The organism is Staphylococcus sp. HMSC065D05, from assembly GCF_001813195.1.
In the GTDB taxonomy this organism is placed as follows: domain Bacteria; phylum Bacillota; class Bacilli; order Staphylococcales; family Staphylococcaceae; genus Staphylococcus; species Staphylococcus epidermidis.
The window spans coordinates 268,714-281,011 of sequence record NZ_KV811746.1 but is presented as its reverse complement, the minus strand read 5'-3'; the positions used below and the strand labels follow the sequence as shown (position 1 = coordinate 281,011).

At 30.4% G+C, this 12,298-nt stretch carries 9 protein-coding genes and 1 pseudogene; all 10 read right to left on the bottom strand.

Annotation, left to right across the window (positions count from 1 at the left end; all coding sequences use genetic code 11):
• Nucleotides 1-249: 249 nt before the first annotated feature.
• The 10 genes and pseudogenes from dnaI to HMPREF2897_RS06285 all read right to left on the bottom strand — a co-directional run bounded on the left by dnaI (nucleotide 250) and on the right by HMPREF2897_RS06285 (nucleotide 12,283).
• Nucleotides 250-1,170, bottom strand: a complete 921-nt coding sequence (gene dnaI, locus HMPREF2897_RS06330) for a primosomal protein DnaI (RefSeq protein ID WP_002446648.1) — start codon at nucleotides 1,168-1,170, stop codon at nucleotides 250-252.
• Nucleotides 1,170-2,540 carry a replication initiation and membrane attachment family protein gene (locus tag HMPREF2897_RS06325; RefSeq protein ID WP_002475295.1) on the bottom strand — a complete coding sequence of 457 codons (1,371 nt, stop codon included), beginning with the start codon at nucleotides 2,538-2,540 and terminating at the stop codon, nucleotides 1,170-1,172. Before HMPREF2897_RS06325 ends, dnaI begins: the two co-directional genes overlap by 1 nt.
• A complete protein-coding gene (gene nrdR / locus HMPREF2897_RS06320) occupies nucleotides 2,541-3,011 on the bottom strand; it encodes a transcriptional regulator NrdR (RefSeq protein WP_001830825.1) in 471 nt (156 codons plus the stop codon).
• Between the two features lie 519 nt (nucleotides 3,012-3,530).
• Nucleotides 3,531-4,556, bottom strand: coding sequence for a type I glyceraldehyde-3-phosphate dehydrogenase (gap, locus tag HMPREF2897_RS06315; protein WP_002446650.1), 1,026 nt, complete (start codon nucleotides 4,554-4,556; stop codon nucleotides 3,531-3,533).
• A 105-nt stretch (nucleotides 4,557-4,661) separates the two neighbouring features.
• A pseudogene (locus tag HMPREF2897_RS12775) lies at nucleotides 4,662-5,046 on the bottom strand (transposase); the annotation flags it as partial.
• Nucleotides 5,047-5,421: 375 nt separating this feature from the next.
• Nucleotides 5,422-6,033, bottom strand: a complete 612-nt coding sequence (gene coaE / locus HMPREF2897_RS06305; RefSeq protein WP_001830774.1) for a dephospho-CoA kinase — start codon at nucleotides 6,031-6,033, stop codon at nucleotides 5,422-5,424.
• Between the two features lie 15 nt (nucleotides 6,034-6,048).
• On the bottom strand, nucleotides 6,049-6,921 hold the full coding sequence (mutM, locus tag HMPREF2897_RS06300) for a bifunctional DNA-formamidopyrimidine glycosylase/DNA-(apurinic or apyrimidinic site) lyase (protein WP_002446654.1): 873 nt from the start codon (nucleotides 6,919-6,921) through the stop codon (nucleotides 6,049-6,051).
• Between the two features lie 15 nt (nucleotides 6,922-6,936).
• On the bottom strand, nucleotides 6,937-9,567 hold the full coding sequence (gene polA, locus HMPREF2897_RS06295) for a DNA polymerase I (protein WP_070592822.1): 2,631 nt from the start codon (nucleotides 9,565-9,567) through the stop codon (nucleotides 6,937-6,939).
• 308 nt (nucleotides 9,568-9,875) lie between these two features.
• The gene (gene pnpS, locus HMPREF2897_RS06290; RefSeq protein ID WP_002446656.1) at nucleotides 9,876-11,573 is read right to left on the bottom strand and encodes a two-component system histidine kinase PnpS; all 1,698 of its coding nucleotides are present in this window, start codon (nucleotides 11,571-11,573) and stop codon (nucleotides 9,876-9,878) included.
• Complete coding sequence (locus HMPREF2897_RS06285) at nucleotides 11,573-12,283, bottom strand: response regulator transcription factor (RefSeq protein WP_001830897.1); 711 nt, start codon at nucleotides 12,281-12,283, stop codon at nucleotides 11,573-11,575. The genes pnpS and HMPREF2897_RS06285 overlap by 1 nt, the downstream gene beginning before the upstream one ends.
• Nucleotides 12,284-12,298: the final 15 nt, after the last annotated feature.

The following is a 12,298-nucleotide window of genomic DNA, read 5'->3' as shown; positions in this document are numbered from 1 at the left end:
GTGGTACCACCCTAGTTAAGTATATGAAAAACATGCGTGACCAGTCATATACTATACTCTACATAAGATAACGGTCTTGAGCCGGATATTCATTACAAATATCAATAATAACGAAGTAGTAATAATTTAATGTGTTAGCCATATTCTCATCAGTTAATGACTTTCTGTGTAACAGAGATTAAATTATCGTATCTTCAATAGTTTCAACGATTAAGATTTATCTCTATTATACACCACATACTTTAAAATTCAATTGTTTCTATAATTTTTGCCAGTCAAATAATAAGGTGACGATAAAGTTTTAATTCTTTCAATAATTCTAGCTGCTTTAGTCTTTTCAGTGCCATCTCTAGTTATTGAAAGATGATGCTCAAGTTCACTATAATTAAAATTAGAACTAAAAAATGTAGGAAGTTCATGTACCATTCTATAATGTAATAAAGGACCAATCACTTCATCTCTTACCCACGGTGTGACTTCTTCTGCGCCAATGTCATCTAACATCAAAATATTAGCTTCTCTCACACGTTGTAATTTTTTTTCAAAACTACCGTCTTTAAAACCACCTTTTAAAGTGCGTATAAATTCTGGTAAATATACAATAGTTGATGAAATCTTTTGCGATTTAAGTTGATTTGCAATAGCACCCAATATGAATGATTTTCCTGTACCAAAAGGCCCATATAAATATAATCCTTTTACTTTTTCATCATTAGTAATTGCTGTACAGATTTTGTCAGCTGCCATTGCTACATCAAGTCTCTCTCGATTATTCATATAAATATCTTTTAGCTTTGCATGAAGTGTATCTCTTTGCATATGGTGAGATATAATAAGTTGTGAATCGAATCGTTCCTCATCATGTTTTATTTTACACGGGCAAGGTAGATATCTAATTTTGATTCTTTCATTTTCGATATATAGTTCAGGAACATGTCCTTTTACAAAATTCGGACAATCATCATAGCGATGTCCATCATAGACTTTTTGTTGGTCTTTATACTCTTGAAGAACATTTAAATCTTCGTCTATCATCTCATTAGTTATATGACTACGATTTTTCTCAAGAAAATGTTTAACGTCAGGATCATTAATCACATTTTGTTTTATTTTTTGTATACGTTTATCTAGATTTTGAGAATCGCCCATGATATTTCTGAAACTTTTCATTAATTATCTTCCTCCTTCCACTTTTGATTTAACTTTTCAAGAAATGCTTGTCGATCTTCTTCGAGGGTGTCATCATTTATATCTTTATTATCTTCTTGATTGTCCCTATTTTGAAGCCATTTAGGCGTCTTTTCTTTGGATAAAAATTGATTTTGTCTTCCACGATTGTTCTGCCGTTTATCATTAGAATGTGTTTCATAATTTTTAGGTTGATTAACTTGTAATGCGTATTCATATGCTTGTTTGGCATTTGAAATACCAATTTTCTTCCAGTTAGAAGCAATTTCGAAAATATAAGATTTTGGCAACTTCATATCTTCTTTTAGCATAACAAACTGTAAAAGTATATTGATTACACCAAAATTCATTTTTTCACGGTTAATCAATTCTTCTATCATACTTTTTTGCGACTGTGTAGGTTCTGAATCAGACCAACTTGCTAACATATCAATCGGACTTGTTTCATCTAGCAGTTGTAACCAATCATTTGTAGTATCTTTTGTGTGTCGATCTTTTTTTTCATCGTTAGTTTTATGTGTTTGATGCTCTAATTTAGGCAATTGATTATCATGTTCAATCAGATAATAAGTTCTAGCTTGCTTACGCATTTCTTCAAAAGATAACTGTTGTGCACTGGTAATGGAGCTTAATATAACATTTTTCATGCCATCTTCAGTAATCCCATAAAGCGTCGCAAGTTGTATAATCAAATTCTTAGCTTCTTTATCGATAATTTCATTACTAATAAAATGATGGTTCAACATCTGTCTCAACATTTCAAAATCAAAAGTTTCATTAGATAAATCTATACCATTATAATGTTTGATTTGCTTTAAATTAATTTGATCTGAAACATTGACCTTTTTAGGTACATTGAATACTTCTGTAAATTTTCTAGTGGTCTGTTGATATTTGCTTAAATCTTTCTCATCTTTTTCGAAATAAGATTTAAGTGCTTGATAACGTTTTTTATCAACCTCACTAAATAAAAATACTGATAACATAGGATCATTAAAAAATTGATAGGCTGTTGGAGGCTGAATTAACTCATAAACAAAGTGAGAATACTTTTCTTCATGCCTTACAAATGTTTTAATCAATCCAATAGCCTCTAAATTGTCCATTTGCTCCCTAAAATCTAATAAGTTAATTTTTAGTTCATTCATGAATATATAATGCGTTAACCCGAGATGTTGACTTTCGTCTATGAATTGACTCATAAAATGATAGAGTCCTATTGATTCAACTCCAATTAAAGGGGTAAATAGTCGATTTAAAATATCTAAATGTTGTGAGGTGAATTCGAAATGTGTAATCACCTCAAATCCATCTTGTGGTTTTAGACCATATTCATAGGTTTGTAACCCCATCTATTTATCACTCCGTTTATTATCACTCAAGATACCTTGCATTGACTCTAAGAGTTGATCAACATCTTTGAATTCTTTATATACAGATGCAAATCTTACATAAGAAACTTGGTCAACATGCATTAATAAATTCATAACATGCTCGCCAATTTCTCTAGAAGAAATTTCAGTTTGTCCTTCATCTCTAAGTTGCCACTCCACTTTATTAGTTATGTCTTCAAGTTGTTGATAACGCACTGGTCGTTTCTCGCAAGATCTTACTAAACCATTTAATATTTTTTCTCTTAAAAATTGTTCTCTAGTTCCATCTTTCTTCACTACTATTAATGGACTTACTTCAATATGTTCAAATGTTGTAAAACGCGTTCCGCAATTTTCACATTCTCTTCTACGTCTAATCGCATTGGCCTCATCTGCATGTCTAGAATCAACCACTCTGGAATGTGTAGAATTACATTTTGGGCATTTCATATATATCACCCTCCCAAGTTTGATCACCGTACATTATACTATAAAAGTACTGTGTAAAAAAGAAAGGTCAATTACAACTATAAATGAAAGAATGTAATGATACATTGATAACACCACTATGTGTAAAAAAGGAAAATATATCTTATAAATAAAGGTTTTAGTGTACTATGTTATTTATTAAAAATATTACATTTTAACGTGATTAAACATATTAAATGAATTTCAATCATTTAAGTGTACTACACAATTTTATAAATACGACCAAAAGTACCATTATTAAATTATAATTTGAAAGATGATTCGTTAAAATCATCTCATTTCAAAATCATCTCAACTTGATTAATAAATAATGACTATGGATTATTTTTCTATAAAGAAAGTATCTAGTAATATGTCTAAAGCTAATTGGTTATCTATAATAACATCAATGGTGCTTCAACTTTGTTTAGGGCTATTTGTATATAAATAAACCTGAGATAATATGGCTATCTCAGGTTTAGTGCAAGTATAAATATTCAGTTAAATGGCTTTTACCATTGCTTTATCATCAATTAATTGTCCAATTTTGTCAGCTACTTCAACAACTCTATTCGAATACCCCCATTCATTATCATACCAAGCGATAACTTTCACCTTATTTTGTCCCATAACCATCGTAGATTGAGAATCAATAATAGCTGAATGAGGATTTGTGTTAAAGTCTACAGAAACTAAAGGAGCTTCTTCAACATCAAGAACACCTGTTAAATCGGCATTTTTAAATGCATCATTAACTTGTGTAACTGTAACATTCTGTTCTAAATCAACAACTAAATCAACGAGAGAGACATTTTTAGTTGGTACTCTTAAAGCCATTCCATGAAGTTTACCTTCAACTTCAGGCAATACTTCTTTAAGTGCTTTAGCAGCACCTGTTGACGTTGGAATAATACTTTCATTACAAGAACGTGCTCTTCTTAAATCTTTGTGTGGATTATCAATATTTTTTTGATCATTTGTTATCGCATGAACAGTTGTCATCAGACCATTTATGATTCCAAATTTATCATTGAGGACTTTTGCAACTGGACCGATACAATTAGTAGTACAAGATGCATTACTAAAGATATCGTATGTATCAATATCAAGTTGATTATCATTGACTCCTTTAACAATCATTTGAACGTCTCCACCTTTAGACGGTCCAGTGAGTAATACCTTTTTAGCACCTGCATTAATATGAGCAACTGCTTTATCTCCGTGATTAAATTTACCTGTCGCTTCTATAACAACATCAATATCCATCTCATTCCATGGTAAATTTTCTGGATTGCGATCAGAAAGTAATTTAATTTCATGTCCATTCACTTTAATACCACTTTCTATCGGTTCAACTTTTTTATCATAAACTCCATGCGTCGTATCATAATTAAGTAAATGTGCAATTGTTTCAGGTGGATAACTAGCGTTAATCGCTTTCACATTTAAATTTTTATTATTTAGTGCTATTCGTAACACCATTCTACCTATTCTACCCATACCGTTAATTGCAATATTCGTTGCCATTCAAAGCACCCCTTGTTTTATATGTTATACTTTATGGAAATAGTATAACATATTCAATTTTAAATGAAAGCGTTTACTGACAAATTTATCTATAAATATAAATTAAGCTTTATCATTTATAAGATTTTGATTCAAACATTGACTATGGAATTGAATAAATAAGGATTCTAATAAAACATCTACTTTTGTATTTACTCTATATCGATTAATCGTTTTATAAGAAGAATTTTGAATTTGTGAAAACCACATCATTCGAATACTATCATTAAGAAATTTTTCTACCCGAAAATACAGATTATGTGTAGGCATATAACACTACTTTCAACATCATATTGGGATGCTATAATGTTGCGCAACGATGCGGTCTGAATTCAGTATCGGGAATTGTTTCAACAATATCATTCGCATATTGTGACATATCATGTGTGGGAATATGTACTGAAGTTTCCTTTAGTAAAGTAAGTTGAGTCATATTATAATCTTTATACATAAGGTACCTCGTTAATTTAGTTTAGTGGTATTTGTTAAATTATACGAAAGGACCTTATTTTTGAAAGTATTTCAATGTTAAATTACATATAAATACAAAGTATTTGGGCGAAACTCATGAGAAAATAGGACAAGCTGAAGACTACAGGCTGAAGCTGTCCCCTAAGAAAGCGAGCCAACAATACGAAGTATTGTAAATAAAGAAGCCAGTAAATGAATTTATAAAAACTCATTTACTGGCTATTTTGCTAGGGATTATGTCCCAGCCTAATTTGTGGCTCTAATTGTTAGTGTTTAATATGTAATTATTTATTTATAATACATACACTTAGTGATAACAATATAAAAGCATTCTATACGATTTTCATTATATTTACTATTCACTCTCAGATTGAATATACCCTTCTTCTTCAAGTAATTTTTGTAAATTTTGTTTAAGTTCTAATTTATCACCTAGATTATCTATCACATGATCTGCCATCCTACTTTTTTTATCTATAGATATTTGACTATATACACGTGCTTTTGCATCTTCTAATGATAAATTATTCCTTTCCATTAAACGATCGATTTGAATACTTTCAGAAGTGTAAACCACCCAAACTTCATCTACAGTATCTTGTAATTCATTTTCGTACAACAATGGGATATCCATAATTACATGATATCCATGTTCTAGATAATTGTTTTTCTCTTGTTCCATTATCTCTCTTACAATAGGATGAACTATTTCATTAAGAGCCTCGCGTAAGTCAGGATGATTAAAAACAATCTCTCCTACATATTGACGATTCATCTCACCATTTTCGTCAATTGCTTCTTCCCCAAAAATCTCTTTAACTTGTTCAAGTCCCTTAGATCCTTTTTTAACTGCTTCGCGTGAAGCAATATCAGCATCTACGATTTTAAACCCATATGCTGTTAATAATTCTGAAACAGTTGATTTTCCAGTGGCAATACCACCTGTTATCCCAATCACTTTAGACATTATTTCACTCTTCCTTTATCTCTGACAGTTTGGACAAAAATGACTATTTCTTCCAGCTATCACTTTTGTTTCAATCGAATGACCACAAACCTTGCACTTTTTTTGTTTATATACATTTAAATGTAATTGCATTTGTCCTGTTTTACCATCTGCGTGCCTATAATCTGAAATACTAGTACCTCCATATTTTATACCCTCTTCTAAAACTTCTCGAACATAATAAAAGAGAGATTTTCTTTCTTGTTTAGTGAGTGAATTTGTAATTTTATCCGGAGTAATACCAGCTCTGAATAAAGCTTCACAGGCATAGATATTTCCAGCTCCTGCTATAACACGATGATCAAGAATCGTTTGTTTTATTGGTTTGTTCTTATATTTTTTCAAAGTCAAACATTCTAAATAGTGTTCAAATGCCACCTCTTCAAATGGTTCTGGAGCGATTTCTAATAAAGAGGGATAACTATCAAAATTGACTATATTTCTGATTTCTCCAAACCGTCTGATATCAGAATAGACTAATTTTTGATCATTATCCAAATCGAAAATGACTTGCCAATGCTTTCGATAATTCGGTGTACTTATCTCATCAAGGTTATTAACAACGAAAAAACCGCCTGCCATACCTAAATGACTAACTAAGATTCTGTCTTCGTCATGATAGGCTATATAAAATATAATGTACTTACTTCTTCTCTCAACTTTTTTTATAACATAACCTTCAGTAAGTTTTTTAAAAGTATCTAATTCCATACCTTTTATAATCGTCTCACGGTGATTATTCTTACCGTTAATTACATTTTTAGCAAAAGTTACTTTCTCTATTTTTGCACTTTTTATTAATGGCTCAATACCTCTTTTAACATGTTCAACTTCAGGTAGTTCAGGCATGATATTATCCTTTCTTTATTTAGCATCGTACCATGTTGCACCATAATTAGAATCTACTTTTAAAGGTACATCAAGCACTAATGCTTGTTCCATAATTTCTTCTACAAATTTACTAAAATCTTCTACTTCTGATTTTGGTATTTCAAATATGAGTTCATCATGAACTTGTAATAATAACTTAGCATGATATTTAGTTTCTTTAATCTTTTCACTGAATTTAACCATTGCTAATTTTATTATGTCAGCCGCACTACCTTGAATGGGCGTATTCATTGCTGTTCTTTCTGCAAAACTTCTTAAATTAAAGTTTCTACTTGTTATATCAGGAATGTATCGACGACGATGAAGTAGTGTTTCTACATAACCTTGTGCTTTTGCATCTTTAACAATGTCAGACATATATTGTTTTACACCTGGAAAACTAGCTAAATAATCATCAATAAATGCTTTAGCTTTTTTTCTAGTGATACCCAAGCTCTGACTCAATCCATAATCGCTGATGCCGTAAACAATACCAAAGTTAACAGCTTTTGCTTGACGTCTCATTAAACTATCAACCTGATCAGATTCAACATTAAATACTTTCATTGCTGTTGCAGTGTGAATATCATGTCCGTTTATAAATGCATGTTTTAAACTTTCATCTTGCGTGATATGCGCAAGTACACGTAACTCAATTTGTGAATAATCAGCAGATAAAATCACACTATCCTTAGAAGTTGGTTTAAAAGCCTTTCTAATCTTTCTTCCTTCTTCTAATCGTATAGGTATATTTTGTAAATTAGGATCTACACTAGATAATCTACCAGTTTGAGCAAGCGTTTGATTAAAACGTGTGTGAATTCTATGATCTTTGCTTATTACTTTTTGTAATCCCTCTACATACGTAGATTGCAACTTAGAAAGTTGTCTATATTCTAAAATATCATCTATTATAGGATGCTCACCTTGTAGTTTTTCTAATACATCTACAGCTGTTGAATAGCCCGTTTTGGTCTTCTTAATGACAGGCAATTGTAATGTTTCAAATAAAACAACACCTAATTGCTTAGGAGAATTTATATTAAATGCTTCACCAGCAGACTCATGAATATTGGAAATTAATACATCTAATTTTTTTTGAATTTCGAATTCCATTTCTTTCAAATCATTGATATCGGTATATATACCAATTTCTTCCATTTCACTTAAAATTCTTGCTAATGGTAATTCTAAATCTTTCAACAGTTCAATTTGATTATAATCTTCTAACTGTGATTTCATGATTGGAGTTACAGCTGATATAGCTTCTGTCACGGAAGCAATGTGTTCGTTTAAAATTGATTCTTCAGGTATATGATGTTTCTTACCTTTCCCAAAAACTGTAATATTATCTTTTACATAATTTTGTCCATATAAACCTACAACAGATTTAACGTCATCAATAGAACGTGATGGGTCAATAATATAGCTTGCTAACATAACATCAAATTCAATATTTTCTATATTAATCCCCAATCGATGAGCAGATACATAAGTCTTTTTTGCATCATAGACAATTTTGGTTGTATTTTTATCTTCAAGCCATCGAACTAAATTTTTATAATTCTTTACATCATCAGCATTTATTACTACATGTTGATGATTTGTATAAAAACCAAATTTGAGAATAGCGTCTTTAAGATAATTAGTACCTTCAAGTTCAAAATGTATTACCGCTTCATTTAAATCATTCAAATCTACATTTTGAAAGTCTTGCTCAATTTCAAAAGTTTTATCTATAACTTCTTCATTATTAGAAGGTGTGTCTATATCTGCTAGTAGCTGTTTAAATTCTAGCTTTTTAAATAGTTCAATTTTTTCTGCAGTGTCGTCTTGAAGAGTTAATTTTGTATCTTCTAATGATACTTCAATCGGACTGTGAACATTGATTGTTGCTAAATCTTTACTCATTAAGGCATCAGCTTTACTATTAATGAGTTTTTCTTTTAATTTTTTTGCAGTAACCTCCTCAATATGTTCATAGACCCCTTCTACTGACTCAAATTGATTAAGTAATTTAATTGCCGTCTTTTCGCCGACACCAGCGACTCCAGGAATATTGTCAGAGGTATCCCCCATTAGACCTTTCATATCGATAATTTGTTTCGGCACTAACCCCTGATATTTCTCTGCTATAAATTCAGGTGTATAATGATCAACGTCGGTAACACCTTTTTTTGTATAATATATTGTAACATTATCAGTGGCTAATTGAGTTAAGTCTCTATCACCTGTAATGATAATGGTTTCAAAATCAGCTTCATCAGCTTGTCTACTTAATGTTCCTATAATGTCATCAGCTTCATAATTATCAAGTTCATATCTTTTAATATGATACGCATCTAATAGTTGACGAATATATGGAAATTGTTCACTTAGTTCAGGTGGAGTTTTTTGACGACCACCTTTATATTCACTGTACTTAGAATGTCTGAAAGTCGTTTTACCTGCATCAAATGCAACTAAAAAATGATTCGGTTTTTCTTCTTTAATTATTTTTTCTAAAAGCATAGCAAAGCCGTAAACTGCATTTGTATGAATACCTGCATGGTTTGAAAGTAAAGGAAGAGCATAAAACGCTCTAAAGCTTAAACTATTACCATCTATTAATACTAATTTATTCAAAATACGTAACCTCCAGAACAGATTTACATATATTTTAGCATATATACAAATACATAACGAGTAAGCGAGTTTAGTACTCACTACGCATTAACTATTACTAATAGTTAACTTATAAATGCTAAAAAAATATTAAGTTAAATGCTTCTTAAAAATTTCCCATCTATGAGTTTGCACTCATCTTATGTCTGTCAATGACAATATGTATTTTGATTTTAATTAATAGCATGAGTCTTAACATTATATTTCTAAATAATCACTACAACAAAGGACACCACTTTGTCTGTACCAACAATGTAGTGCCCTCAAATTTAATTATCATTAAATAGAACTTTGAATATCGAACCTTTGCCAGGTTCACTTTTAACGTCTATTCTACCATTGTGTGCTTCAACAATATGTTTTGTTATAGAAAGACCAAGTCCTGTACCGCCTGAATCTCTACTTCTAGCTTTATCTACACGATAGAAACGTTCAAATATACGCTTTTGATCTGTTTCACTTATACCAATACCATAATCTTGAATCTCTAAATAAACTTTATTGTCATTTCTATATACTCTTACTATTACCTTATTATCTTCTGAGGAATAATTTATAGCATTTGATAGTAAATTAGTAATAACTTGCGCTATTTTATTTTCATGTGCCTCAATGATGACATCTTTTTCGATTTCAGATTGTATTTTGATTCTCTTATTTTGTGCTTGTGTTTGCAAATTATCTATTATATTAATAGCTAATTCAGACAAATTCATGTAATTTATTTCAAGTTCTTTTTGCTGTTCAATATGTGATAAATCTAATAAGTCTGTAACCAATGACTCTATTCTATTAGATTCTTTTAAAATAATATTTAAAAACATATCAAGCGATTGTTCATCATTTTTAGCACCTTCAATCAGAGTTTCTGCAAAACCTTTGATTGAAGTAATCGGTGTTTTGAGTTCATGTGACACATTAGCAACAAATTCCCTTCTAAGGTTTTCTAATTTCTGCAAATTAGTAATGTCATGAAGCACAACCACCATACCTTGTAAATTTTTTTTAGATTTAGTTAAAATGGGGATGCAAGATACATCGAAATATTTAGTATGTACGTTATTAATATCAACTTCTAATTGTTCATAGATAACTTTTTCAGTTCTAAAACTTTCAATAATCAATTTTTCGATACTATCATCTATGAAACCAATGTAACTTTTATTTTCTACCATTTGATCAGGGTTAAACACCTGATAATAAGCATGATTAGCAACTACAATTTCTCCATGTTTATCAATCATCAGTACTGAACTCGGTATATTTTCTAAGGTAGTTTTTAATCTATTGGATTGAATTTTTTGACTATTGTTTAATTTTTGCAATCGTCGCGCTAAGTCATTTGTAGTCACAAATAATGCTCTAGTTTCCTTCACATTACTTTCTGGAACACGAACATGGTAATATCCATCTGCAAGAAGTGATGTAGCATAAGTTACTTCATTGATAGGTCTAATATATGTTCGATTGATACTTCTACTTGCTAAATAAACCGTAAATAATACAATGACTCCAACAATAGACAAATATTTCCATAAATCCTTTTGTAAATCAATAATTTCATTATTAATTCCACTTATGTATATTGTTTTATTATCTATTGTATTCTTATAGGTGTAACGCATACCGAGTTTTGTATTTTTATTGATTAATTTCGAAGGATTAGCTTCATTATCAATTCTATGGTCAATATTTTTAATATTTCCACTTGAGTAAATAATTTTATCTTTATCGTTCTCTTTTATTAATATGATATTTTTTTCATTATGAGCTATATTAGTGATTTCTTTCTCTTTATTATTATTAAAGAGATTAATATAATTACGAGCTTCACTATCTAAGCTTTTAATTTGATTACTAGTTAATGTTTGATAAATTGTGTTGTGAATGATAGCGCCTAAACCAATAAAACTAATGATTGTAATAGTACTAATTAATAGTAATAAACGCAGATGAAACTTCAACATTAAGCTTTAGGTCTCTCCAGTTTATAACCTAAACCTCGTACAGTCTTTATCAATTTAGGTTGCTTAGGATTTTCTTCCAATTTATCTCTTAAGTGGCTTATATGTACATCAACAATTCGAGAATCTCCAGCGAATTCATAATTCCACACTGAATTCAACATATGTTCTCGGGTAATAACTCTTCCTTGTCTTTCAATTAAATATAATAACAATTCAAATTCTTTTGGCGTCAATTCTAATAATTCATCTTCTTTATAGACTTCAAAGAATTCAGGTCGTATTCTAATTGAACCAATGATAATATCTTCATCATCAACATCTTCTTTTTCAATTTCATTAACAAATTGAGAACGTCTTAATATTGCTTTAACTCTGGCAACTACCTCTCTAGGTGAAAATGGTTTTGTCATATAATCATCAGCACCTAGTTCTAGTCCTAAAACTCGATCAAATTCATCGTCCTTTGCTGTCAACATTAAAATCGGTACTAAATTTTTATCAGACCTGATTGTTTTACATACTTCTATACCATCTTTTTTTGGCAACATAACGTCTAATACAATTAGTTCCGGTTGTTCGGTTTCAACTTTTTTCAATGCCTCTTCACCATCATAAGCGACTTCGACTATATACCCTGCTGTTTCTAAATTATATTTTAGTAAGGTCACGATGGATTGCTCATCATCAACCACTAATATTTTTTGTGACATAGTGTGCCTCCTAAT